Annotated in this window: 21 protein-coding genes; 13 read left to right on the top strand and 8 right to left on the bottom strand. The window is 72.9% G+C overall.

The features are described from left to right. Both NR072_RS01535 and NR072_RS01530 read left to right on the top strand, forming a co-directional pair. On the top strand, nucleotides 1–1,103 hold a 1,103-nt coding region (locus NR072_RS01535; RefSeq protein WP_306230421.1), incomplete at its 5' end, for a biotin/lipoyl-containing protein. A 171-nt stretch (nucleotides 1,104–1,274) separates the two neighbouring features. Next, on the top strand, nucleotides 1,275–2,711 hold the full coding sequence (locus NR072_RS01530; RefSeq protein WP_206481466.1) for an MFS transporter: 1,437 nt from the start codon (nucleotides 1,275–1,277) through the stop codon (nucleotides 2,709–2,711). Between the two features lie 123 nt (nucleotides 2,712–2,834). On the opposite strand, the gene NR072_RS01525 is transcribed toward NR072_RS01530, so the two are convergent. Next, nucleotides 2,835–4,274, bottom strand: coding sequence for an NAD(P)H-quinone dehydrogenase (locus NR072_RS01525; RefSeq protein WP_044659713.1), 1,440 nt, complete (start codon nucleotides 4,272–4,274; stop codon nucleotides 2,835–2,837). A gap of 64 nt (nucleotides 4,275–4,338) precedes the next feature. Between NR072_RS01525 and NR072_RS01520 the strand changes: the two genes are divergently transcribed. The 8 genes from NR072_RS01520 (at nucleotide 4,339) to NR072_RS01485 (ending at nucleotide 11,844) form a co-directional block, all read left to right on the top strand. Further along, nucleotides 4,339–5,184 carry a purine-nucleoside phosphorylase gene (locus tag NR072_RS01520; protein WP_044659714.1) on the top strand — a complete coding sequence of 282 codons (846 nt, stop codon included), beginning with the start codon at nucleotides 4,339–4,341 and terminating at the stop codon, nucleotides 5,182–5,184. Continuing rightward, the gene (locus NR072_RS01515) at nucleotides 5,184–6,914 is read left to right on the top strand and encodes a phospho-sugar mutase (RefSeq protein ID WP_256835921.1); all 1,731 of its coding nucleotides are present in this window, start codon (nucleotides 5,184–5,186) and stop codon (nucleotides 6,912–6,914) included. The genes NR072_RS01520 and NR072_RS01515 overlap by 1 nt, the downstream gene beginning before the upstream one ends. 20 nt (nucleotides 6,915–6,934) lie before the next feature. Beyond that, nucleotides 6,935–7,624, top strand: a complete 690-nt coding sequence (gene deoC, locus NR072_RS01510; RefSeq protein ID WP_036340586.1) for a deoxyribose-phosphate aldolase — start codon at nucleotides 6,935–6,937, stop codon at nucleotides 7,622–7,624. A 58-nt stretch (nucleotides 7,625–7,682) separates the two neighbouring features. Continuing rightward, a complete protein-coding gene (locus tag NR072_RS01505; protein WP_070709639.1) occupies nucleotides 7,683–7,988 on the top strand; it encodes a hypothetical protein in 306 nt (101 codons plus the stop codon). 78 nt (nucleotides 7,989–8,066) lie between these two features. Next, complete coding sequence (locus tag NR072_RS01500; RefSeq protein WP_070709637.1) at nucleotides 8,067–9,134, top strand: acyltransferase family protein; 1,068 nt, start codon at nucleotides 8,067–8,069, stop codon at nucleotides 9,132–9,134. Further along, nucleotides 9,131–10,006: a low molecular weight phosphatase family protein gene (locus NR072_RS01495; protein ID WP_256835919.1), complete on the top strand. Its 876-nt coding sequence runs from the start codon at nucleotides 9,131–9,133 to the stop codon at nucleotides 10,004–10,006. Before NR072_RS01500 ends, NR072_RS01495 begins: the two co-directional genes overlap by 4 nt. Before the next feature lie 628 nt (nucleotides 10,007–10,634). Continuing rightward, nucleotides 10,635–11,522 (top strand): nucleotidyltransferase family protein, encoded by an 888-nt coding sequence (locus tag NR072_RS01490; protein ID WP_206481462.1) that lies wholly within the window; start codon nucleotides 10,635–10,637, stop codon nucleotides 11,520–11,522. Beyond that, nucleotides 11,512–11,844 carry a PqqD family protein gene (locus NR072_RS01485; RefSeq protein WP_206481461.1) on the top strand — a complete coding sequence of 111 codons (333 nt, stop codon included), beginning with the start codon at nucleotides 11,512–11,514 and terminating at the stop codon, nucleotides 11,842–11,844. Before NR072_RS01490 ends, NR072_RS01485 begins: the two co-directional genes overlap by 11 nt. A 6-nt stretch (nucleotides 11,845–11,850) precedes the next feature. Here NR072_RS01485 and mfd read toward each other — a convergent pair whose 3' ends face one another. Both mfd and NR072_RS01475 read right to left on the bottom strand, forming a co-directional pair. After that, nucleotides 11,851–15,507 carry a transcription-repair coupling factor gene (gene mfd, locus NR072_RS01480; protein WP_256835918.1) on the bottom strand — a complete coding sequence of 1,219 codons (3,657 nt, stop codon included), beginning with the start codon at nucleotides 15,505–15,507 and terminating at the stop codon, nucleotides 11,851–11,853. Further along, nucleotides 15,504–16,568 carry a MauE/DoxX family redox-associated membrane protein gene (locus NR072_RS01475; RefSeq protein WP_256835917.1) on the bottom strand — a complete coding sequence of 355 codons (1,065 nt, stop codon included), beginning with the start codon at nucleotides 16,566–16,568 and terminating at the stop codon, nucleotides 15,504–15,506. Before NR072_RS01475 ends, mfd begins: the two co-directional genes overlap by 4 nt. 184 nt (nucleotides 16,569–16,752) lie before the next feature. On the opposite strand from NR072_RS01475, the gene NR072_RS01470 reads away from it, so the two are divergent. Together NR072_RS01470 and NR072_RS01465 are read left to right on the top strand one after the other, a co-directional pair. Next, a complete protein-coding gene (locus NR072_RS01470; protein ID WP_101967314.1) occupies nucleotides 16,753–17,280 on the top strand; it encodes a DUF2505 domain-containing protein in 528 nt (175 codons plus the stop codon). An 83-nt stretch (nucleotides 17,281–17,363) separates the two neighbouring features. Continuing rightward, nucleotides 17,364–17,939, top strand: a complete 576-nt coding sequence (locus NR072_RS01465; protein WP_122054075.1) for a low molecular weight phosphatase family protein — start codon at nucleotides 17,364–17,366, stop codon at nucleotides 17,937–17,939. 47 nt (nucleotides 17,940–17,986) lie between these two features. On the opposite strand, the gene pth is transcribed toward NR072_RS01465, so the two are convergent. The 3 genes from pth to NR072_RS01450 all read right to left on the bottom strand — a co-directional run bounded on the left by pth (nucleotide 17,987) and on the right by NR072_RS01450 (nucleotide 20,689). Then, the gene (gene pth / locus NR072_RS01460) at nucleotides 17,987–18,562 is read right to left on the bottom strand and encodes an aminoacyl-tRNA hydrolase (protein WP_036317370.1); all 576 of its coding nucleotides are present in this window, start codon (nucleotides 18,560–18,562) and stop codon (nucleotides 17,987–17,989) included. A gap of 7 nt (nucleotides 18,563–18,569) precedes the next feature. Next, entirely contained in the window at nucleotides 18,570–19,193 is a 624-nt protein-coding gene (locus NR072_RS01455; protein WP_256835914.1) for a 50S ribosomal protein L25/general stress protein Ctc, read from the bottom strand. 185 nt (nucleotides 19,194–19,378) lie between these two features. After that, entirely contained in the window at nucleotides 19,379–20,689 is a 1,311-nt protein-coding gene (locus NR072_RS01450) for an O-antigen ligase (protein WP_256835913.1), read from the bottom strand. Nucleotides 20,690–20,856: 167 nt separating this feature from the next. On the opposite strand from NR072_RS01450, the gene NR072_RS01445 reads away from it, so the two are divergent. Beyond that, nucleotides 20,857–22,260, top strand: a complete 1,404-nt coding sequence (locus NR072_RS01445) for a polysaccharide biosynthesis tyrosine autokinase (RefSeq protein ID WP_256835912.1) — start codon at nucleotides 20,857–20,859, stop codon at nucleotides 22,258–22,260. Nucleotides 22,261–22,320: 60 nt separating this feature from the next. Here the strand turns inward: NR072_RS01445 and NR072_RS01440 are convergent, their stop codons facing one another. Then, entirely contained in the window at nucleotides 22,321–23,736 is a 1,416-nt protein-coding gene (locus NR072_RS01440; RefSeq protein WP_256835911.1) for a sugar nucleotide-binding protein, read from the bottom strand. Nucleotides 23,737–23,763: 27 nt separating this feature from the next. Beyond that, nucleotides 23,764–24,759: a dTDP-glucose 4,6-dehydratase gene (gene rfbB / locus NR072_RS01435; RefSeq protein WP_256835910.1), complete on the bottom strand. Its 996-nt coding sequence runs from the start codon at nucleotides 24,757–24,759 to the stop codon at nucleotides 23,764–23,766. Nucleotides 24,760–25,115: the final 356 nt, after the last annotated feature.

Raw genomic sequence — 25,115 nt, 5'->3', positions numbered from 1 at the left:
TGCAGCGCCGCAACCAGAAGCTCGTGGAGGAGGCCCCGGCGCCGTTCCTCACGGATGAGCAGAACGCCCGCCTCGTGGAGTCCTCCAAGGCGATCCTGCAGGAGGCCGGCTACGTCGGCGCGGGCACGTGCGAGTTCCTCGTGGGCCAGGACGGCACCATCTCCTTCCTCGAGGTGAACACGCGCCTGCAGGTGGAGCACCCGGTCTCCGAGGAGATCACCGGCATCGACCTCGTGCGCGAGCAGTTCCGCCTGGCCCGCGGTGAGGCCCTCGGCTACACGGACCCGCAGCCCCGCGGCCACTCGATCGAGTTCCGCCTCAACGGCGAGGACCCGGGCCGCAACTTCCTGCCCGCCCCCGGCCGGCTCACCACGTTCCGCATGCCCAGCGGCCCGGGCGTGCGCGTGGACTCCGGCGTGGTGGAGGGCGAGGCCGTCTCCGGGGCCTTCGACTCCATGGTCGCCAAGCTGATCGTCACCGGCGCGGACCGCCGCCAGGCCCTGCAGCGCGCCGCCCGCGCCCTGCGCGAGGCCGAGATCGTCGGCATGCCCTCGGTGCTGCCCTTCCATCGCGCCGTGGTGCGCGACCCCGCCTTCGCCCCCGAGATCGCCGGCTCGGAGGAGCCGTTCTCGGTGCACACCCGGTGGATCGAGACGGAGTTCGCGAACCGCATCGAGCCGAGCGCCCTCACCCCGGCCGAGCCGGCCCCCCGCGAGGCGCGCCACACCGTGACCGTGGAGGTCAACGGCAAGCGCGTGGACGTCACCCTGCCCACGTGGGGCGAGGCCCTGCACACGATCTCCGGCGCCGCCCAGCGGGCCGGTGCGGGACGACGCCGGCCCCGCGGCAAGCGCGGCGCACCGGTGGCCGCGGCCGTCAGCACGGACGCGCTGACCGCCCCGATGCAGGGCACCGTGGTGAAGGTCGCCGCCGAGAACGGCCAGACCGTGGCCGAGGGCGACCTGATCGTGGTCGTGGAGGCCATGAAGATGGAGCAGCCGCTCGCGGCCCACCGCGCGGGCGTGGTCAGCGGTCTCGAGGTCGAGCCGGGCCAGACGGTCACGGCCGGCACGGTGATCGCCACCATCGCCGACGCGGAGTGAGCCGCCGGCGACGACGGCGGGGAGCGCCGGCGTCGTGGGCTGGTTCCACATGGTGGACGACGGGGACATGACTCTCGCAGATCGGCGCGACGAGGCTTAACCTGACACGCATCTTCGTCTCACATCGTGGTCGTTCGCGACCCCCTGTGCCCGTCATACCAGGGAGACACCATGTCCCACTCCACCCCGCCCGTGAACCCGGGCGCCCCCACCGATCTCACGTCGGACGCGGTCGCCACCGCGGAGGAGGTGCCCCGCTCGCGGGTCATCATCGCCTCGCTCGTGGGCACCTCGATCGAGTTCTACGACTTCTACATCTACGCCACGGCCGCCGTCTCGGTGTTCCCGCTGATCTTCTTCGCGGGCGGCGACGACAACACGGCCCTGCTGGCCTCCATGGCCACCTTCGGCGCGGCGTTCGTCGCCCGGCCGCTGGGCGCCGTCGTCTTCGGCCACCTGGGCGATCGTGTGGGCCGCAAGACCACGCTCATCGGCTCGCTGCTGACCATGGGCATCGCGACGTTCCTCATCGGCCTGCTGCCCACGTACTTCCAGATCGGCCTGTGGGCGCCGGCCATGCTGACGCTGCTGCGCTTCTTCCAGGGCCTGGGGCTCGGCGGCGAGTGGTCCGGCGCCGCCCTGCTGGCCACGGAGTACGCCAAGGACGGCAAGCGCGCGCAGGCGGCCATGTGGCCGCAGCTCGGCGCGCCGATCGGCTTCCTGCTGGCCAACGGCCTGTTCCTCGCGCTGGTGCTCGGCTTCGACCACGACTCCACGAGCCCGGTGCTCGACGGCCCGTTCCTCACGTGGGTGTGGCGCGTGCCGTTCCTGCTCTCGATCGTGATGGTGGCCGTGGGCCTCTACGTCCGCGTCAAGCTCGAGGAGACCCCGGTCTTCCAGCGCGCCCTCGACCGCGACCAGCGCGTGAAGGCGCCGCTGGGCGAGGTGTTCCGCCGCAACTGGTGGGAGCTGATCCTGGGCACCTTCGTCATGTACGCCACCTACGTGCTCTTCTACCTGATGACCACGTGGATCCTCTCCTACGCGATCGGCAAGCCGGCCAACGGCTTCCTGGGCGTCCCCTACGCCGAGTTCCTCGTGCTGCAGCTGGTCGGCATCCTGTTCTTCGCGGCGTTCGTGCCGGTCTCCGGCCTGCTGGCGGACCGCTTCGGCCGCCGCCCCACCCTGATCGTGATCTCGGTGCTCATGGTGGTGTTCGGCCTCTCGTTCGGCCTGTGGCTCTCGCCGGAGAACATGGGCGTGGGCGCGGAGCTGAACGTGCCGCTGATGCTGGCGTTCCTGGCCACGGGCATGACGCTCATGGGCCTGACCTTCGGGCCGATGTCCGCGGTGCTGCCTGAGCTGTTCCCCACGAACACGCGCTACACCGGCTCCGGCATCGCCTACAACGTGTCCTCGATCCTCGGCGCGGCGCTGACCCCCTTCATCGCGGCCTGGCTCGTGCAGAAGTTCGACGTCTCCTACGTCGGCTACTACCTGGCCGCCGCCTCGGCGATCACCGTCATCGCGCTGGTGCTCTCCCCCGAGACCCGCCATACGGACCTCGACACCGTCACCTCGGCCCGGGAGCGCCGCGCCGCGCGCTGACCCCGCCCGGCCCCCGGCGCTCCCCCCGCGCCCCACGCCCGCACTGTCGAACGTGACATCGGGGGAATGGACGCTTTCGGTCGTGAGATAGGCCCTATCTCACGACCGAAAGTCGTCTCTGGGTCAGATGCGCACGTGCAGGCGTCGCGCCGCCTCCGCGATCGACCCGGACATGGACGGGTACACGGTGAAGGTGTCCGCGAGGTCGTCCACGTGCAGCTTGTGCGTGACCGCGAGCGCGAGCGCGTAGATCAGCTCGGAGGCGCGCGGCGAGACCACCACGCCGCCGATCACGGTGCCGGAGCCCTGTCGCGCGAAGATCTTCACGAACCCCTCCTCCGCGCCGGACATCTTGGCGCGGGGGTTGGTGTGGAAGTCCAGGCGCAGCACGTCCGCCTGGTACTGGCCGGAGTCCACCTGCGCCTGCGAGACGCCCACGGTGGCGATCTCCGGCGAGGTGAAGATGTTCGAGGCCAGCAGGTGCGGACGCAGCGGCTTGAGGGCGTCGCCGAGCAGGTGGGCGACGGCGATGCGCCCCTGCATGGCCGCCACCGAGGCGAGGGCGAGCTTGCCCGTGCAGTCGCCCGCCGCGTAGATGCTCGGCACGGACGTGCGGGAGACGCCGTCCACGAGCACGTGGCCGGAGCCGGTCAGCTTCACGCCCACGTCGTCGAGGCCGAGGCCCGCCGTGTTCGGCACGCCGCCGACGGCCACCAGCGCGTGGGAGCCCTCGATCGACGGGGTGTCCTCGGCGCCCTCGCCGGAGAGGTGCACGCGCACGCCGGTCTCGGTCCGCTCGACGGACTCGGCCCGGGAGCGGGAGACCACCCTGAGGCCATTGCCCTCGAAGACCTTCTCGAGCAGCTCGGCGGCGTCGGCGTCCTCGCCGGGGAGCACGCGGTCGCGCGAGGAGACGAGGGTGACCTTGGCGCCGAGGCGGTTGTAGGCCGAGGCGAACTCGGCGCCGGTGACGCCGGAGCCCACGACGATCAGGTGCTCGGGCAGCTCCTTGAGGTTGTAGACCTGCTTCCAGTTGAAGATCCGCTCGCCGTCCGGGACGGCGGTGGGCAGCTCGCGGGGGCTCGCGCCGACGGCCACGAGGATCGCGTCCGAGGTGATGATCTCGGGCTCGGCGCCGGCGTCGGCGTCGTCGAGGGCGCGGACGGACACCTCGTGGGGGCCGACGACGCGGCCCACGCCGTCGATCACCCGGACGCCGACCCGCTCGAGGCCCGCGCGGATGTCCGAGGACTGCTCGTGGGCCAGGTTCAGGATGCGGTGGCCGACCCGGCCCATGTCCGCGTGGACGTCGCCCCCGCCGAGGTCGACGCCCAGGTCCACGGAGGCGCCCACGCGGCGCATCGAGTCGGCGGCGGCGATCAGCGTCTTGGAGGGGACCACGTCCGTGAGGACTGCCGCGCCGCCCAACCCCTGGCGCTCGACCAGGGTCACGCGGGCGCCCAGCTTCGCGGCCACCATGGCGGCCTCGTAGCCGCCGGGGCCGCCGCCGATGATGGTCAGGGACGGGATGAAGGTGCTGTTTTCCTCGCTCACGGGCTCCATTGTGTCCGCCGCGGACGGGAAAGTCCTAGCCCGCGCTCACGGGACACCGCCTAGACTCCACGACGTGACCGACCAGACCAGCATCCCCTCCCCCGACTCCCCCTTGACCGGCGACCATCCGGGCTTCGCCGAGGCCCGCGCGGCCGCCGACACCATCGCCCGGGCGACGGGCGTGGCGGAGCACCGCGTCGCCGTCGTCCTCGGCTCCGGCTGGGGCGAGGCCGCCGGCCTGATCGGCGACGAGGTCGCCGCCGTGCCGCTGGCCGAGGTGCCCGGCTTCCACGCCCCGAAGGTGCCCGGCCACAACGCGGTGATCCGCTCGGTCCGACTGCCGGACGGCACGCACGCCCTCGTCTTCGGCTCGCGCACGCACTTCTACGAGTCCCGCGACGCCCAGGCCGTGGCGCACACCGTCCGCACCGCCGCCGCTGCTGGGGCGCGCACCGTGGTGCTGACCAACGGCTGCGGCGGCCTGGACCCGGAGATCGCCCCGGGCACCCCCGTCCTGATCGCGGACCACATCAACCTCACCGGCGCCACCCCGCTCGTCGGCGCCACGTTCGTGGACCTGACCGACCTCTACTCCCCGCGGCTGCGTGCGATCGCCCGTGAGGTGGACCCGTCCCTGCGCGAGGGCGTGTACGTCCAGTTCGCCGGCCCGCAGTACGAGACCCCCGCCGAGGTGCGGATGGCGCGCACCCTCGGCGGCGACCTCGTCGGCATGTCCACGGCACTGGACGCGATCGCGGCCCGTCACGCCGGGCTGGAGGTGTTCGGCATCTCGCTGGTGACCAACCTCGGCGCCGGCATCTCGGAGACGCCGCTGTCCCACGCCGAGGTCGTCGAGGCCGGCCAGGCCGCCGGCCCGCGCATCGCGCGTCTGCTCGCGGACATCGTGGGGCGGCTCTGATGCCCGCGCATCCCCCGCACGACGACGTCGCCGCGCTCCCGGAGGACGTCCTCGCCCGGGCTGAGCGGTGGGCGGCGGAGGACCCTGACCCCGCGCACCGGGACACCCTGCGCGCCGAGCTCGACGCGGCCGCCGGCGTCGGCCCGGAGGCCGCGGCCGCCCGGGCGGTGCTCGCCGCGCGCTTCGCCGGGCCGCTCGCCTTCGGCACCGCCGGCCTGCGCGCCGAGGAGGGCCCGGGCGAGTCCCGCATGAACCGGCTCGTGGTGCGCCGTACCGCGGCGGGTCTGGCCGCCCACCTGTGGGACGGCGTCGGACGGGACGCGGCCCCGCCGCTGGCCGTCGTCGGGTACGACGCGCGGCGCGGTTCGGCCGCCTTCGCCGCGGACACGGCCGCCGTCCTGACGGCCGCGGGCGTGCAGACCGTCCTGCTGCCGGACCCGCTGCCGACGCCGGTGCTCGCCTTCGCGGTGCGCCATCTCAGCGCGGACGCGGGCGTGATGGTCACGGCCAGCCACAACCCGCCCGCGGACAACGGTTACAAGGTCTACCTCGGCGGGCGGCTCACGGACGAGGCGGGCCGGGGGGCGCAGATCGTCTCCCCCGCGGACGCGCAGATCGCCGCCCGCATCGACCACGCGGCGTGGGCCGCGGATATCCCGCTCGCCGACGACGGCTGGACCGTGGCCGGGCCGGACCTGCTGGAGGCCTACCGTGCGGCGGCCCTCGGCGTGCTCGACGACGACCGGCACGGCCACCGCGACCTGCGCGTGGTCTACACGCCCCTGCACGGAGTGGGCGGCGCCGTGGTCCCGGGCCTGCTCGAGGACGCCGGCTTCGGCCCCGTCCACGTGGTGGCCGAGCAGGCCGCCCCGGACCCGGCCTTCCCCACGGTCGCGTTCCCCAACCCGGAGGAGCCGGGGGCGATGGACCTCGCCCTCGCCCTGGCCGCCGAGGTGGACGCGGACCTGGTGATCGCCAACGACCCCGACGCCGACCGCCTGGCCCTGGCCGCGCCCGTCACCGACGCGGACGGTGCCCGCACGTGGCGGATGCTCTCGGGCGACGCCGTCGGGACGCTGCTGGGCGCGCACGCGATGCCGGCCCTGCACGCGGCCGGCCGCAGCGCCGCGAACTCCGTGGTCTCCTCCCCGCAGCTGGCCGCCCTGGCGGAGGCGAACGGGGTGAGGCACCACGTCACGCTGACCGGCTTCAAGTGGATCTCCCGCGCCCCGGACCTCGGCTTCGGCTACGAGGAGGCCCTCGGCTACTGCGTGGACCCGGACATGGTGCGGGACAAGGACGGCATCACGGCCGCCCTCATGGCCGCGGAGCTGGCCGCCGCCCTCACAGCGCAGGGACGCGGCCTGACGGACGCCCTGGCCGACGTCGACGCGGTCACCGGCGCCATGCCCAGCGCCCAGGTCTCGGTCCGCGTGGCGGACCTGTCCCTGATCGCCCGCACCATGACCGCCCTGCGTCAGCAGGCCCCGGCCACGCTCGCGGGCGAGCCGGTCACCGTGCACCGGGACCTGGCCGCCGGCGGGGACGGGCTGCCGCCCACGGACGCGCTGCTGTTCGCCACCGACTCCGGCACCCGCGTGCTCGTGCGTCCCTCCGGCACCGAGCCGAAGCTCAAGTGCTACCTCGGCACCCGGGACGCCGACCCGGCCGCGGCCGCCGAGCGGCTCGAGGCGCTGCGGGCCGAGGTGACGGCCCTCGTGGGCGGCTGAGCCTCGGTAGGCTGGCGGGTATGACCGTCTCCCTCACCACCGCCGAGCTGGCGAAGTACATCGACGCGACCGCCCTGAAGGCCGACACCTCGGAGGCGGACGTGCGCCGCCTCGTGGCCGAGTCCCGCGAGGCCGGGGTCAAGAGCGTCTGCATCAACCCCGTGTGGGTGCCGCTGGTGGCCGCCGAGCTCGCGGGCTCGGACGTGCTGACCTGCACCGTGATCGGCTTCCCCCTCGGCGCCAACGCCTCGGAGGTCAAGGCCTTCGAGGCCCGGCAGGCGATCGACGCCGGCGCGGACGAGGTGGACATGGTCCTCGACGTCGCCGCGGCCCGCGCCGGGGACCGCGACCGGCTCGTCGCGGACGTCCGCGCCGTGGCCGAGGCCGCGCACGCGGACGGCCCCGCGGGCGACGGCGGGGCGCTGCTCAAGGTGATCGTGGAGACCGCCCTGCTGGACGACGACGCGATCGTCCTGGCCTGCGAGGCCGCGGTCGAGGCCGGGGCGGACTTCGTGAAGACCTCCACGGGCTTCTCCACCGCGGGCGCCACCGTCGAGCACGTCGCGCTGATGCGCCGCACCGTGGGCGAGCGCATCGGCGTGAAGGCCTCCGGCGGGGTGCGCACCCGCGCGGACGCCCTGGCGATGATCGAGGCCGGCGCCACCCGGATCGGGGCCAGCTCCGCGCTTGCTATCCTGGGATCCGACTGACTCGCATCACTTCGGCCGGGCGTCCGCCCCGGCCGGGACCGCACCGAAGGAGCATCACGTGATCCGCAACGGCAAGGCCATCGACCACTCCAACGTGGGCGGCGTCTGGGGTTCCCTGATCGCCTTCATCGTCGCCTTCGGCGCGTTCCTCGGCTGCCTCTACGCCATGGGCTTCTGGTCGCTCGAGTCGGTCTGGATCCCCGGCCTGATCGCGCTGGCCCTGGCCACCGTGGCCTTCATGATCCCCAAGGCGTTCCTGGGCCGCAGCGACACCGTGGACACCACCGCCATCCACACCCGTCCCGTCGTCGAGCACGCCGCCACCGGCGCCCACGCCGTCGAGACCGGCGCCGCGCACCGCTGAGCCGTCCCGGAGCCGAGGATCGCTGACACCGGTCGTCCGGCCGCCGCGCGCCGAAGGGCGTCCACCCGCAACACGGGGGTGGACGCCCTTCGGCTTGTCTCCATCGCGGCGGTGGTGCTGGGTCACGCGTACCTGACGGACCTCACCTTCAGCCGGTACCTGGAGATCTGGCGGATGCCGCTGTTCTTCTTCCTCACCGGCTACTTCTGGACGCGCGGCCGCCCCTGGGCCACGGACGTGCGGGGCCGCTTCCGGAGCCTGATGGTGCCGTACCTGGTGTGGGCGGCGCTCATGTCCGTGGCCGCGTTCGCGTGGTTCGCTGACGACCCCGACCTCCTGCGGCGCCTGATGATCACCGGCTGGTACGGGGGCGCGGACCAAGAGCCCCCGTGGTGGGCGTTCTGGTTCATCTCCGTCCTGTTCTTCACCACGGTGCTGCGCCGATTCCTCGAGCGCTTCCCGTCCGCCGTCGCCTGGGCCGTGGGCCTGGCCGGGCTGGCGTGGGCCCACCTCGTGCCGGACTCCGCGATCGCCCGCACGCCTCTGGGCGTCGGGCTGGCCCTGCCGTGCCTGCTGTTCGTCCTCAGCGGCGAGACGTTCCGCCGCCGCGTCCAACCGCACGTGCGACGCCATCGGACGCTCATCGGCCTCGGCCTGGTGCTGCTCGGGCTGGTCGCGGTCCGGCTGGGCCTGGAGCCGCCCAACATCAAGTTCGGCGGCTTCGGCACGCCGGTGCTCACCCCCGCCGTGGGCGTCCTGATGTCCGCGGGGATGGTGCTCGTGTTCGGTTCCACGGTGGAGGGACTGCTGCGCTCCTTCGCCCGACGCACCGGGACGGGTCAGGCCCTGCGCCGCGCCATCACCGCCCTGGTCCGGACGGGCACGGTGGTGGTGCTGCTGCACGGCTGGGTGCTGATGTGGGTCACGCGCCACGGCGTGGAGGACAACGCCGTCAAGTTCGCCCTCGCGCTCGCCCTCAGCTGGCTGGCAGGCCTCGCCCTGCTCGCCACCCCCCTGTCCAAGCCGTTCACGGGGGCGCGCCGCCGCTGGCACCCGGTGCACCGCCTGCGACACGTGGAGCCCCCGCACCCCGTCACGTCCGCGCTGCCGCGCGTCACGACCGCCTCGGAGAGGACACAACCATGAGCCGGGATCATCGCCCCCCGATCCGCAATCCGTTCCTGCCGTCGACGCCGGAGGAGCCCGAGGCGCCGACCCGCGACGGCGGCCACCCGGCGGGTGACGGCGGCGACGCCGGCGCCCCGGCGGCCTCCACGGCGCGGGAGGATCGCCTCGCCGAGTTCCGGCTCGGCCCGGCGTTCCTCCCCCACCCGGCCGACCCCGCCGCGCCGCGGCAGCATGCGACGCCGGCCGGCCGTGTCCCCGGCCCCCTGCCGAGCGCCCGCGTCCTCGTCGTGTGCACGGGCAACATCTGCCGCTCCGCCTACGTGGAGTACGCGCTGCAGGCGCAGCTCAACGCCCTGCTGGGCGACCGGGGCCGCGCGGAGGTCACGAGCGCGGGCACGGAACCGAACCAGGCGCTGACCGTCCCCGGCCCGCTGCTCGACCTCGCACCGAGCCGCCGAGTCCGCGCCGCGTTGACGCAGCATCGACCGCAGCAGCTGACCGGGCGTCCGCTGGCCGACCAGGACCTCGTCCTGACCGCGACGGACGACCACCTGGACGAGGTGCTGCGCGAGGACCCCGCGTCAGTGCGCCGGACCTTCACGATCCTCGGCATGGGCACCCTCCTGCGCGACCACGGCGAGGAGCTCGCCGCGGCGGTCCCTCCGGGCGCGGGCGTCACCGCGCTCGTCACGGCGCTGGCGGAGCTGCGCTCCCGCCTGATCGCCCACGGGGAGCGACCGGACGCGGATCTGCCGGACCCGTTCCGCGGCCCCGCCGAGGGCTACGCCGCCATGGCGCAGACCGCGCAGCCGATCGTCGAGCTGCTGGCGTGGGAGATCGCCCGGGCCCTCGACGGGGACCTCGTGGAGGAGGAGTCGACGGGCGCCTGACCGGCCGGCGGTCAGAGTTCGGGGACGGCGCCGCCTCCACTGCCACGCGCAGGGGTGCGCAGCCGGGGGGCGGACAGGCGCAGCCTAAGAATGCGTAGGCGCCGAGGATGGCGAGGACGAGCACGACGCCACCCCCATCTGCGGCGTCGACCAGAGCCACAGGACGGCGCACGCGAAGCCCGCCATGGAGGTGCAGGGCCCGTGAGGAAGACGCACACCGCGGCGGTGACGAGCAGGGCCACCTTCCACCGCCGCGTCCGCACCAGAGCGAGCGGCGACTGAGCCGACCGCGGGCGATGCAGTCAACAAGACCGATGAAGCCCGCGGTCCGCGCCCATTAGCGCAACCAGTCCAGGTCTGGGATGCCCTGCGGCAGGGGGACGATCGCCGGGAACGGCATGCTCGGTGAACATGAGAATGGAACTCTGCAGGTGGATCTAGACAGGTCGCGCAGCTCATCGCGAGTCCTGCCACGCGTTCATGGATGGCACGTCAACACGGAGCACCCGGGAGCGTGCGGGTCTCGCGCCGTCAGTCCACGAATCCACCTGAACCCCCTTTAACTTTGCACCGGGCATCCGGCACAGTCACCGCCGGGCCCTCCTTTGGGTCGGCTAAGCTCGCGGCCATGGGAGAACGAGCGACGGGACAGCGACCGAGCGCCCCGCCGTCCCTGGACCTCGAGGTCCGCGTCCGCCTCGCGCACGCCCGCATCGCGCATCTGCTGGACCGGGCCGGCATCCGGGGCCTGCACCTCAAGGGCTACGCCACCGAGCCCGGCGTCTACCCGGAGCACCGCCGCAGTTCGGACGTGGACCTGCTGGTCCATCTGGCCGATGCCGCCGCCGTCATCGAGCTCCTGCGCGCCCACGGCTGGGAACCGGTCGCTGACTTCTCGGAAGGGTCGATCTTCCAGCACGCGGCCACGCTCTGGCACGACCAGCTGGGGTATGTGGACGTGCATCGGCTCTTCCCCGGCCTCGGCGCGTCCCCCGAGGCGGCCTTCGACGCCCTGTGGAGCGAGCACGCCCACCTCGTGATCGCCGGCCGGCCCGTCCCGGTGCCGAGCCCGCGCCACCAGCGGCTCGTCGTGATCGTCCACGCGGCCCGCGACCCGTTCCGCGGTGGCCTCGACGTCCGGCACATCCGGGAGTCCCTCACCGCCGAGAGCTGGGCAGCCCTGCGCGAGGAGGCCCTCCGGCTGGACGCGGGCGCGGCCTGGCACGTCGCCACGGGCGAGGCCGCCGACGGCGTCAACGCCCGGCAGCTGACCCTCTTCCAGGCGTTGCAGGAGAGTCAGAGCGGTCTCGAGCTGCTCCGCACCCGGTGGCGGTCGGCCGCCACGGCGCGGGAGCGGGCGGTCCTCGTGGCCCGTACGATCCCGGTGAACCGCCCCCATCTGCAGATGCGCCTGGGCCGGCCTGTCACCCGTGCGGACCTGTGGCGCGAGCAGCGCGCTCGGCTCGGCGCACTCGCCGGCTGGGCCTGGACGAAGGCGGTGCGCCGTGACCGTTGAGACCACCGAGGGCTGGACGCTCGCCCCCGACATCGCGTGGGCCCGCATCGCCGGCGGCCAGGCCGCCGTCATGACGCTCGAGGCCGGTCAGCCGCTGCTGCTGAGCGCCTCGGGCGACGTGATCTGGGACGTCCTCGTGGGCGGCCGCACCCCGGAGGACGACCTGGTCGCGGATCCGCCGGTGCCGCTGTCGACGACGGACGTCACGGTCCAGGTGGCGGAGGCGTTCGGCCTCGCTCCCGCCGACGTCGCGGCCGACGTCCACGCCTTCCTCGAGATGCTCGAGGCGCACGGCATCCTCGTCCGCGTGAGGACGGCCTGACCCGCCTCAGCCCTCCGGCGCGAAGATCGCATCGACCACCTGCTGCGCCCACTCGAGCAGCGGGACGTCCACGAGGTCTTGACCCATGACCGGCTTGGTCTTGGGACGCGGGATGAGGACGCCGTTCAGGGCCGGCTTGACCTGGGCGCCCTTGTACATGCGGGTCAGGCGCATCTGACGGGACTCCGGCAGGTCCGCGGCGGGGCCGAACTTCACGTTCTGCCCCAGCAGCATCACCTCGGTGACGCCCGCGGCTCGGGCCCGGTTGCGGAACCGGGCGACGGCGACGAGCGCCTCCACCGGCTCCGGCAGCGGGCCGTAGCGGTCCTTGAGCTCCTCCACCACGGCGTCCACGGCGGCGTCGTCCGCGGCCTGGGCGAGGTTGCGGTACATCTCCAGGCGCAGCCGCTCCCCCGGCACGTAGTCGTGCGGCAGGTGGGCGTTGACCGGCAGCTCCACCTTCACCTCGGCGGGCGCGGTGTCCTCCTCGCCCTTGAAGTCGGCCACGGCCTCGCCCACCATCCGCAGGTAGAGGTCGAAGCCCACGCCGGCGATGTGGCCGGACTGCTCGCCGCCCAGCAGGTTGCCGGCGCCGCGGATCTCCAGGTCCTTCATGGCCAGCTGCATGCCCGCGCCGAGCTCGTTGTGGGTGGCCACGGCCTTGAGCCGTTCGAGGGCCACCTCGCCCAGGGGCTTCTGCGGGTCGTACAGGAAGTACGCGTACGCCCGCTCGCGGCCACGGCCCACGCGGCCGCGCAGCTGGTGCAGCTGCGAGAGGCCGTAGCGGTGGGCGTCCTCCACGATCAGGGTGTTGGCGTTGGCGATGTCCAGGCCGGTCTCGATGATCGTGGTGGAGACGAGCACGTCGAACTTCCGCTCCCAGAAGTCCACCATGATCTGCTCGAGCCGGGCCTCGCTCATCTTGCCGTGGGCGACGGCGATCCGCGCCTCCGGCACCAGCTCGGCGATGCGCTTGGCCACCTTGTCGATGGTGGTGACGCGGTTGTGCACGTAGAACACCTGGCCCTCGCGCATCAGCTCGCGGCGGATGGCCGCGGTGACCTGCTGGTCCGAGTACGGGCCCACCGAGGTGAGCACGGGGTGGCGCTCCTCCGGGGCGGTGGCCAGCGTGGAGGTCTCGCGGATGCCGGTGAGGGACATCTCGAGGGTGCGCGGGATGGGCGTGGCGGACATGGCGAGCACGTCCACGTTGGTGCGCATCTTCTTCAGCGCCTCCTTGTGCTCGACGCCGAAACGCTGCTCCTCGTCCACGATCACCAGGCCCAGGTCCTTGAACTGCACCTGGTCGGAGAGCAGCCGGTGGGTGCCGATCACCACGTCCACCTCACCGTGCGCGAGCCCCTCGACGACCTCCTTGGACTCCTTGGCGGTCTGGAACCGGGAGAGCGCGGCCACCTTCACGGGGAAGCCGGCGAACCGGTCGGAGAACGTCTGGTGGTGCTGGCGGGCGAGCAGCGTCGTCGGGACGAGCACGGCCACCTGCTTGCCGTCCTGCACCGCCTTGAACGCGGCGCGCACGGCCACCTCGGTCTTGCCGAAGCCGACGTCGCCGGAGACGAGCCGGTCCATGGGGACGGCCGCCTCCATGTCCTTCTTGACGTCCTCGATGGTGGTCAGCTGGTCCGGCGTTTCGATGAACGGGAACGCCTCCTCCAGCTCGCCCTGCCACGGGGTGTCCGGGGCGAACGCGTGGCCGCGCGAGGCCATGCGGGCCGAGTACAGACGGATGAGCTCGCCGGCGATCTCGCGGGTGGCGCGCTTGGCCTTGGACTTGGTCTGCGCCCAGTCCGAGCCGCCCATCTTGGACAGCGACGGCGTCTCCCCGCCCACGTAGGTGGAGATCAGGTCGAGCTGGTCGGTGGGCACGAACAGCCGGTCGCCGGGGGCGCCGCGCTTCGAGGGCGCGTACTCGAGCACGAGGTACTCGCGGTAGGACTCCTCGGCGCCGGGGGCGGTGCGCGGGCCGCCGGTGACCTTGCGACGCTGCAGCTCCACGAAGCGGGCGATGCCGTGCTGGGAGTGCACCACGTGGTCGCCGGGCTGCAGGGTCAGCGGGTCGACGGCGTTGCGCCGCTTCCGGGCCAGCCGCGCCCCGGGGGCGCGCGTGCCCGCGGTGCGGTGCCGGCCGAAGAGGTCGTGCTCCGTGATCAGGGCGATCTGCGCGTCCGGGATCGTGAAGCCGGAGCCGACGGGCGCCGTCGCGATGGAGACCCGCCCCGGGGCGAGGTCGGCAGGCAGGGGCCCGTCCACCACGGAGGCCGTGAGGCCGGCCTCCGCGTTGAGCTCGGCGAGACGGCGGGCGGAGCCGGGGCCGTCGGTGAGGACCACGGCATGCCACCCTTCCGCGAGCCGGACGCGGGTGTGCGCGACCATGGCCTCGATGTCGCCCGAGAAGGTCTGCGGGACGCCGAGGGTGGCGCGCAGGGTGGCGGCGTCGGGCAACAGCTCGTCGTCCGAGACCAGCGCGGTGACGGACCAGAACCCCTGGTCCTGCTCGAGGGCGGCCGCGCGGAGTTCGGCCACCGTGAGGAAGCCGCCCGCGGCGGACTGGTCCGCCCCGGCCACGTCCACCGGGGCGACCGCTCCCTGCGCGGCCCCGGCCCACGCGGCCTGGAGGAACTCCTCGTTGGTGGCCAGCAGGTCGTCGGCCCGGCCGCGCAGGCGCTCGGGCTCCACGAGGACGGTCAGCGAGCCTGCGGGCAGCATGCGGGGCAGCGACGTCATGGCCTCGGCCAGCAGCGGGGAGAGGGACTCCATGCCCTCCACGGCCACACCCTCGGCGATCCGGTCCAGCATGTCCGCGGCGGCGGGCATGGCCGGGATCAGCTCCTTCGCGCGCCGGCGCACGTGGTCTGTGATGAGCAGTTCACGGCACGGGGGCGCGTACAGCTCGGAGGGGTGGCCCGAGCCGTCCTCCGTGGTGTCCTCGAGGGAGCGCTGGTCCGCCACGGAGAACCAGCGCATCTGCTCCACCTCGTCCCCGAAGAACTCGATGCGCACGGGGTAGTCCTCGGTGGGCGGGAACACGTCGATCAACCCGCCGCGCACGGCGAACTCGCCGCGCCGGCTGACCATGTCCACGCGGGAGTAGGCGGCGTCCGCGAGCGCGGCCACCACGCCGTCGAAGTCCCGCTCCTCCCCCGTCCGCAGGGTCACGGGGCTCAGCTCGCCGAGCCCGGCCACGAGGGGCTGCAGCACGGCGCGCACGGGGGCGACGACGATGCGCAGCGGGCCCTCCGCGTGCTCCTCGGGGTGGGCGAGGCGGCGCAGCACGGCCAGGCGCGCGCCCACGGTGTCCGAGCGCGGGGACAGGCGCTCGTGGGGCAGCGTCTCCCAGGACGGGAACAGCGCGGCGGCACCGGCGGGGGCCCAGGCGGCCAGGTCGGTCACGAGGTCTTCGGCCTCGCGGGTGGTCGCGGTGACCACGAGGACGGCGGCGCGCTCGCCGTGGCCCTCGGCCAGCGCCTCGGCGAGGACGGTCAGCAGGGGCGCGCGAGCGCCGTCGGGCAGGCCGATCTCCAGTTCGACGCCCCGGGACTCGAGCGGCCGGACGGCGGAGGCGGCGGCCGCCTCGAGCGCGCGTTCGGCGCGCAGGCGCGGCAGCAGCGGGGCGAGGACGGGGGTGGTCTCGGGGGCGCTCATGCGCGGGCCTCCGGGGTGGCGGTGGAGCCGTCCATGGCGGCGGGCAGTTCGGTGGTCATGATCTCCCGGATCTCTTCGAGGAAGGCGAGGACGTCGTCGGCGCCGCCCACCGGGCCGCCGGCGGTGAGCCGGTCCGTGCCGAGCAGCACCGCGGTGGGGAACGAGTGCAGGCCGAGGGCCTGCGAGGCGGCGCCGGCCGGGTCGGCGAGCACGAGCGACGCGTCGACGGTGCCGCTGCGGATCGCCCCGTCGGCGCCGGGGGCGTGCTGGGGCATGAGGACCCGCAGCCGGACCGGCCCGAGCGCGTCCTTGAACTCGTCCAGCCGGTCGATCACCCGCGTGCAGGAGCCGCACCCCGTGGACAGGCGCAGGGCCACCACGGCCCCGTCCGCGACCAGCCGGTGCAGACCGATGTACTCGCCGTCCGCGACCACGACGGCGTCCGGGAACGGGTGGCGTTCGGGCTCGGCGCCGTCGGCCGGGTCGACGGCGGCCGGGGCCTCGGGCGTGGGCGGCGCCGGGGCGGCGCCGGGTGCGGCCGGGACGGACTCGCGGCCGGCCAGGAACGCGGCGGTCGCGAGCAGCACGGACACGAGCAGGGCCCACGCCCACGCCCCGGTGCCGAAGGCGGTGAGCGGCTGCCAGGCCAGGCCCGCGCCGTGCATCGCCAGCGAGACGATCCCCTCGGCCAGGGCCAGGACGGCGAGGACCAGGAAGACGACGTTGCGGACCACGGTGGTGCGGGAGATCGGGGCGGCCGAGGCCTCGCCGAAGCAGCCGCACGAGACGCCGTCGTCCTGGGCCCGGACCACGAGCGCGAGGAAGGCGGCGAAGAGGGCCACGGCCACCAGGCCGACCACGGGACGCAGCAGGGTGAAAGGCTGCAGGAGGGCGGCGGCGAGCAGCAGCTCGAGCCAGGGGAACGCGCGCGCCAGGGCGGGGGCCGCGAACGGGCGGGGCACCCTAAGTCGGGTGAACGTGGCCTGCACGTCCTCGTCGGAACGGAGCTTCGCCGTCCCGCTCAGGAGCATGATGAGGGCCACGGCCCAGAGTGCCGACATGGCGGACACACCTTCCAGGGGGTTCACGAGGGGTCGCGCGGCCGGTCCCGGCGCCGTGCACGGGACCCGGGTCGCGGAGGCCAGCATATAAGGTGAGGGATGGACGCCCATCGCCGTCGGCGAACCGGTGCCGGCCCTCGCACGGCCCGCCGGGCGCGGTCCGACTTGACCCCGAGGAGACACCGTGGCCTTTTCCGCTCAGCAGTCCATCCCGCACCCGCCGGCGGCCGTGGCGGCCGCCCTGGCGTCCGAGGACTTCCACCGTTCCGTGGTCGAGTCCTTCGGCGGCTCCCTGGTCTCGTTCTCTGTGGAGGGCTCCCCGGAGGGAGCGATGACCGTCACCGCCGTGCGCTCCCTGCCCGCGGACCGGATCCCGGACCGTGTCCCGGACATGGCCCGCAAGCTCATCGGCTCCGCCCTCCAGGTGGAGCAGGTGGAGCGCTGGGACGCGCCCGCCGCGGACGGCTCCCGCGCCGGCACCACCACCATCACCGTTCCCTCCGCCAAGGCGACGGCGGACGGCGCCCTCCGTCTGACCGCCGCCGGTGAGGGTTCCCAGTTCTCCGTGGACGGCACCCTCGTCTGCCGGATCCCGCTGGTGGGCTCGAAGCTCGCCGCGAAGGCCGAGCCGATGGTCGGCAAGGTCGTCAATCGCCAGGCCCGGGCGCTGTCCTCGTGGCTCGAGCGTGACGGCGGAGCCGCGCGCGGTTGATCTCGTTCTCCCGTCGCCCGGCGCTGTCGAGCTCGGCTCCGCCTGCCCAGCGGGGGCGCCGGGCCCTCCCCTCGCCGGACGCCGTGCTCATCGTGTGCACCGGCAACGTGTGCCGCTCGGCCTATGCGAGCCGGGCCCTGCAGGGCCGGCTGGCGGCTCTGGTCCCCGGCCGGGTGGAGGTCGGCAGCGCCGGCTCCCAGCCGAACCAGGCCCTGACGGTGCCGCCGCCGCTCGTGCGGCTCGGCGCCGAGGCCGGCGTCACCGGGCTGGAAGGCCACCGTCCCGCCGCGTTGCAGCCGTTCATGGTGGCGGAGGCGGATCTCGTGTTGGCCGCGGCTCAGGAGCACATGCGCTTCGCACTCCAAGAAGTGCCGCAGGCCGTCGCGCGGGTGTTCACCGTGCTGGAGCTCGCGGCGCTGGTCCGTGCGATGGACCAGCGGGACGGGCGGGACTGGATCCCCGCCGGTCGCGGAGTGCGTGCCTTCGCCGCCGAGGCGGCCCGCCACCGGGCCCTCGCGCGGTCGACCGCCCAGCCCCTCGACGTCGTGGACCCGTTCCGCGGGCCGGTGGAGGGGTACGCGGAGATGATCCAGATCATGGATCCCGCACTGGAGACCATCGCGGATGCCCTGGCCCGTGCCGTGACCCCGACCCCCTGAGCGTGGGGCTGCGTCCCCGTCGAGGACGTCCGCCCGGGGCGGGAGGCTCAGTGGAACGCCTGCTGGGCGGGCGCGAGCCCGTCCGTGACGAGCTTCTCGACGGCGTCCGCCGCGCGGTCCACGTGCAGGGGCAGGACGTCCTGCTCGGGCTTGGTGAAGGGGCGCAGCACGAAGTCGGCCACGTCCATGCGGCCCGGGGGTCGGCCGATGCCGACGCGCACGCGGGCGTAGTCCTTGGTGCCGAGCGAGGCGGTGATGGACTTCAGGCCGTTGTGGCCGCCCTCTCCCCCGCCGCGCTTGAGGCGCAGGGTGTCGAACGGGATGTCCAGCTCGTCATGGACCACCACGAGGTCCTCGGGGCCGATCCCGTAGAAGGACGCCAGCGCGGAGACGGGGCGTCCGGAGACGTTCATGTAGCCGGTGGGCTTCGCGAGCACGACGCGCGGTCCCCCGATGCCGAGGCGACCCGTGGCCACCACGGCGCCGGCCCGGTGGCGGGTGAACCCGACCCCCATGCGGGAGGCGAGCTCATCCGCCACCATCTGGCCGACGTTGTGACGGGTGCGCTCGTACTCGGGCCCGGGATTGCCGAGCCCGACGATGAGCGGGGTCCCCGTCGTCATGGCGTGATCAGTCCTCGGAGCCCTCGGACTCGCCCTCGGCGGACTCGGCGGCCTGCTCCTCCTGCACGGACTCGTCGCCGAGGTCCTGCTCGACGACCTCGTTGACGGTGGCGATGACGATGTCGTCCTCGAGCTGCAGGGTGGTGCCGGCGGGGACCTGCACGTCCGGGGCGTACACGTGGTCGCCGGCCTCGCGGCCCTCGACGGAGATGGTGACGGCCTCGGGCAGGTCGGTGGCCTCGGCCTCGACCGGCACGGTGACGTAGTCCAGCACGTAGTCGTTGCCGGGGGCGACCTCGCCCTCGACATGCACGGTGACCTCGACGATGACCTTCTCGCCGCGGCGGACCTCGATGAGGTCCAGGTGCTCCACGGTGTCCTTGATGGCGTGGCGCTGGATGTCCTTGGGCAGGACCAGGTGCTCCTCGCCGGCCTCGCTCACGACGGTGAGCAGGGCGTTGGGGTTGCGGACGGCCAGGGTGGTCTCCTGGGCCGGCAGCAGCAGGTGCACGGGATCCTGGCCGTGGCCGTAGACGACGGCGGGGATCAGGCCGGCGCGGCGGGCCTGGCGGGCGGCACCCTTGCCGAAGTCGGTGCGGCGGGTGACCTTGATCTTGAGCTGGTCAGACATGATGCGTCCTCCTGTGGGGGTCTCGGCCGCGCAGCCGGGGGCGGCGCGGGATGCGGCCAGGAGGGGGCTTCAGTGCCGCAGCGGGCCAGCATGCTGACACGCGGCGGCGGCCTCGTCGATCACGGAGCGCGCGCTCCCTCGCCTGGGCAACCTGGACAGGATAGCACCGGTGGTGCTCGACGCGTTCAGCGGCCCGCGCGTCGGGACCGCTCGATGATGCGGTCCAGCTTGCGGCGGTGGGCCCGGTCCTTCGCGGGGGCGCCATGGTCCTCCTCGTCCTCCTGGGCGCTCAGCAGGAGTCCGCAACCGAGCACGATGGCGCCGAAGATCGTGATGAACACCTCCCCCAGCTGGAGCGAGGCCACGAGGATGATGAGGGCGGCCGCTTCGACGGCGACACGGGAAGGCGAGCGGTGCGTCCGGGCGAAGGGCCGAAGGCACAGCCAGAGGTAGGCGCCGACCACCACGATCAGGAACGGCCAGCCGCCCTCGACCAGGAGACCCAGGTAGGAGTTGTGGAAGAACATGGACACGTGGTCCAGGTCCACGAATGCCGTGGAGAGGCCCTGGCCGAAGAAGGACGTCTCCGCCACCTTCTCCACGGACGCCGCCTGGATCTGCGCCCGGAACCAGTCCGTGCCCGTGCGGTCGCCGAAGATCCCGAGGTCGGCCAGGTTCTCCTCGGCCCAGCTGACGAACCAGCCCATGACCACCACCAGTGCGATACGGAGGGCCCGCCCCAGGTAGGGGCTCACGAAGATCCACGCGACCGCGCAGAACAGCGCGGCCATCGAGGTCCGCGAGCCGGTGAGGAAGGTCAGGGCGGAGCCGGCGCCCAGCACGAGGAGCTTCGGGCCCATGCGCTGCAGGGTGGCCACGAGCAGCACGGGCAGGAGCGCGTAGAAGAGACCGGAGACGTTCTTGTCCCCCAGGAACCCGGTGAGGTAGCCGCCGTAGGTGTCCGGGACCAGGCCTGCGTAGAAGAGGGGCACGTTGATCAGTGCACCGGCCGTCATCCCGTAGAGGACGCCCTTGATGTCGATCCGCTCGCTGGCGATGGCGTAGATCAGCAGGATCAGGAGCGTGATCCTGGTGGCGCGACGCGTGGGATCAAGGTCGTTGTGCACGGTCACCGCGACGAGATACGCCACCAGGGCCAGCGCGACGAGGGCCAGCACGCCGTAATGCGAGAGGTCCCGGCGGGGCTGCCGGAACGAGGCGAGGAGCAGCAGAAGGATCGCGGAGAACTCTGCGAACGGGATCGGCAGGCCGGGAGCGCTGAACGCCTCCATCACCAGGCCGACCGCCAGTACGGCCTCGAACAGCCGCGGTGAGGCCGACGTGACCAGCGGGTTCCACGGAGAGCGGGTCCACGCGGCCTGACCGTCCGGGACGAGGCCGAGCGCGGCGTGGCCCCGGGCAGGCCGAGCCTCGGGTGGCACCACGGCCCCCACAGCGCGGGCAGCCGTCCGGTCACGGGGCGTGCTCGAGCGCATGGTGCGGAACCTTTCATGGACGCCGGGCGATACTCGGCTCAGCGTAGCGCGGTGGGGGCGTCGTCCTCGGGTCCTCAGACCGTGCGGCGGGTCTTGATACCGTGGACCTGTGCGTTTCCTGGCCACAACGGCCCGCGCATCCCCGCCCATGACCCCCGAGGTGCTCCGTGACGATCGTCGACTTCTTCCGCCTGCTGCGCGCCAACCTCCTCCTGCTGCTGGCGGCCGCCCTCGTGGGGGGTCTGCTGGGCTGGGGCTACTCCGCGCTGCAGCCCCGGATCTACGCGTCCGAATCTCAGGGGCTCCTCGCCGCGCGGAGCACGGATCAGAGCCTCATCGCCGGCAACGGACCCGCCGAGAGCCGGGCTCAGGCCTACGTCGCCCTGATCAACAGCCAGGCCGTGCGTGAACGCGTGGCACAGGACACGGGGCAGGACGACGACGACTCGCTCTCCGCGGCGCTCGTCCCCGGGTCCAGCATGATCAAGGTGACCGCCACCTCGACGGATCCCGAGACCGCCGCGCAGCTCGCGAACAGCGCCCTGCAGGCGACGGCGGACGTGGCGGCGGAGGTGGACAGGAACAGCCCCCTGGAGGTCGTGCCCCTGTCGGACGCCCGCGTGCCCTCTGCTCCCGTGAGCCCTGACACCCGGCGCAACGTCCTCGTGGGCGTCGTGGCCGGACTGGGTGCGGGACTCGCCATCGCGGTGCTCCGTCGTCTCCTCGACGTGAAGGTGCGCAGCCGCGCCGACGTGAAGGAGGTCACCGGCGCCGGCGTGATCGGCGCCGTCCCGGAGAACGCCTCCCTGACCCGCACAGGCGAGGAGGCCGTGGACCTCGACCCCCGGGCCGGCGAGGCCATCCGAGCGCTGCGCACCAACCTCAAGTTCGTCTCCGTCGACGAGCCGCCGCGCGTCGTCTCGTTCACGAGCGCGGACCCCTCCGAGGGCAAGTCGACCGTCGCATCGAACCTGGCCCGCGCCCTGGCCCTGGCCGGCGAACGGGTGCTCGTGGTGGACGCCGACCTGCGGCGCCCCCGGCAGCACGACCTCTTCCAGGTGGCGGGCGACGTGGGCCTGTCCGAGGTGCTGGCCGGTGAGGTGCAGCCGGACGACGCCCTCGCGGCGACCGGAATCCCGAACCTCACGCTGCTTCCCGCCGGCCGGACGCCCCCGAACCCGTCGGAGCTGCTGGGTTCGAAGCGCATGCGGGCCCTGCTGAAGCTGGCATCGGAGGACTTCTTCGTCATCGTCGACTCCCCTCCCCTGCTGCCCGTCACGGACGGCTCGCTCCTGGCCACGGCCGTGGACGGGACTGTGCTCGTGGTGCGTCAGGGGCGGACCCGCAAGGACCACCTGGAGGCGGCTGTGGAGAATCTCGCCGCAGTGGACGCGCATCTGCTGGGCGTCGTCATGAACGGCGTTGCGCGCTCCCAGCGCGGCGGCGGCTACGCCTATGGCTACGGGTACGAGAGCACGTACCACAAGTCCCACGAGAAGTACCTCTCGAGCGGCGGTTCGTCCGCGAAGAAGGGGCGACGTTCACGCCGCAAGGCCCGCACGCGCAGCTGATCGCCCCCACGCACGAAGCCCCCGCCGAAGTCGGCGGGGGCTTCGTCGTGCGAGACGCGGTCAGCGCCTCAGATACGTGCGCAGGCGTTCGCGCTGATCCGGGGCGGTGTAGCCGACGGCGGCCAGGGGCCCGAGGTCGAGGGCGCTGTTGGTCGGCCGCGGTGCCACGCCCTCCTTGCCGGCCATGTACGCGGCGGTGGTCGTGGCGGAGACGCGCCCGGCGTCGTGGCCGGTGTCCTCGAAGACCCACCGGGCGACGTCGTGCCAGGTGACCACGTCACCGCTGTTGGTCATGTGGAACGTGCCCGCGGGCGCGTCCGTGGTGACCAGGTGCAGCAGGGCGTCGGCGAGGTCGTCGGCGAAGGTGAGGCGGCCGTGCTGGTCGGCGACGACGGCCGGGTCGATCCCGCGCTCGGCGAGGGAGGCCATCGTGGCCACGAAGTTCTTCCCCTCCCCGATCACCCAGGAGGTGCGGACGATCCAGTGCCGCGGCACGGTGCGCACCGCAGCCTCGCCGGCGGCCTTCGACTGGCCGTAGACGCCCAGCGGCGCAAGCGGGTGGTCCACCGGGTGCTCCTGCCCCACGGGGAGGGCGCCGTCGAACACGTAGTCGGTCGAGACGTGGGCCAGGGGGACGCCGGCCTCGGTGCAGCGGCGGGCGAGCTCGGCGACGGCGGTCGCATTGACGGCCCAGGCCTGGGCCCGGCCCTCGGGCGTCTCAGCGGCGTCCACCGCGGTCATGGCGGACGCGTTGACCACGGCGCGCAGGCCGCGGAAGTGCTCCCTCGGCCAGGACGCCGGATCGGTCATGTCCCACGTGTCCCGGCCGTGGGCCTCCACCGGGATCCCCGCGGCCTCGGCGCGAGCCACCAGGGCACGGCCGAGCTGGCCGCCGGCGCCGAGCACGAGGATCGGGGCGGGCGGCATGGGGGTGACGTCCGCGAGCATCGGGTGGGCGCGGTCCTTGTCCGAGAGCTCGGCGTCCTCGAGCGGGATGGGCCAGGTGATGGCCGCCGTCGGGTCCGCGAGGTTGAGGAACGTGTACTGGCCCTGCGCGTCGGCGGACCAGTGGTCGTTCACCAGGTAGGTGTAGGCGGTGTCCGGCTCGAGCGTCTGGTAGGAGTTGCCCACCCCGCGCGGCACGAAGACGGCCTTGTCCGGGCCGAGCTCCACGGTGGCGACGGCACCGAAGGACGGCCCTTCCCGCAGGTCCACCCAGGCGCCGAAGATCCGGCCGTGGGCGACGGCCACGTACTTGTCCCAGGGTTCGGCGTGGATGCCGCGCGTGGTGCCGACGGCGTCGTTGAAGGAGATGTTGTTCTGCACCGGGGCGAGCGAGGCCAGGCGGGGGTGCTCGGCGGCGAGGGCGCGGATCTTCTCGCGCTGCCAGTTCTCCTTGAACCAGCCGCGGTTGTCCCCGTGGACGTCGAGGTCGAGGACGAGCAGGCCGGGGATGGCGGTCTCGGTGATCTTCATGCGTGCGTCTCCCTCACTGGGCTCTTGTCACTGACCGGCGGCGCGGTACTTCGCCTCGACGGCGTCCTTGGCCGGGCGCCACCAGGCCTCGTTCTCGCGGTACCAGCGGACGGTGTCCGCCAGACCGGCCCGGATGTCCGTGAACTGCGGCTCCCAGCCGAGCTCGGTGCGCAGCGCGGTGTTGTCGATCGCGTAGCGCAGGTCGTGGCCCGGGCGGTCGGCCACGAGGTCGTAGTCGTCCGCGGGGCGGTCGAAGAGCTCCAGGAGGATCTCCACGATCTCCCTGTTGTTCCTCTCGCCGTCCGAGCCGATGAGGTATGTGCGGCCGATCTCGCCGCGCTCGAGGATGCGCAGCACGGCCGAGGAGTGGTCCTCCGTGTGGATCCAGTCCCGGACGTTGACGCCCTGGCCGTAGAGGCGGGGGCGGACGCCGTCGATCAGGTTGGTGATCTGGCGCGGGATGAACTTCTCGATGTGCTGGTACGGGCCGTAGTTGTTGGAGCAGTTGCTCAGCGTGGCCTGCACGCCGAAGGAGCGCACCCACGCGCGGACCACGTGGTCCGAGCCGGCCTTCGAGGCCGAGTACGGGCTGGAGGGGTTGTACGGGGTGGACTCGGTGAACTTCGCCGGATCGTCCAGCTCGAGGTCGCCGTAGACCTCGTCCGTGGAGACGTGGTGGAAGCGCTTGCCGTGTTTGCGGACCGCTTCGAGGAGGACGAAGGTTCCGACGATGTTCGTCTGGATGAACGGGGAGGGATCGTTCAGCGAATTGTCGTTGTGGGACTCCGCCGCGTAGTGCACGACGGCGTCCGACTCGGCGATCAGGCGGTCCACCAGGGCCGCGTCGCAGATGTCCCCCACCTCGAGAGTGACGCGGTCCTCGGGCAGGCCGGCGAGGTTCTCCCGGTTGCCAGCGTAGGTCAGCTTGTCCAGGACGACGACGTCGTGCCCGGTCTCGCGGACGACGTGGTGGACGAAGTTCGATCCGATGAACCCGGCGCCGCCGGTGACGAGGAGGTGCATGGGGCCAGGGTAACGGGAGCGCAGGCGGCAAGCATGGTGCCCCATTCGACACTGGCAGGATGGAGCGCCAGCTCCATGGCCCACGACGGAGTTGTTCCACGAGGTCGAACGGCGCCTGGACTACTTCCTCCCCCTTCTGAGGAACCACCCGGGAGGCGTACGGGACGAGGTCGAATTGTATCCCGTGGGCTGGACTCAGATCCTCACAGACATTGCCTACCCCTCTCCCACAAGTACCACGAGCACAATCCCTTGGAGAAGGAGATCACACCGCTGGACAAGGCCTATCGCTGCGACGACTTGAAGCGCCCTGGGTCTGATGGAGACTCGCGCTATTTGATTCCGACCAGCTGTTC

The organism is Micrococcus sp. Mcc89 (genome assembly GCF_024519795.1).
Lineage (GTDB): Bacteria > Actinomycetota > Actinomycetes > Actinomycetales > Micrococcaceae > Micrococcus > Micrococcus luteus.
This window is presented reverse-complemented; position numbering and strand designations above follow the sequence as displayed.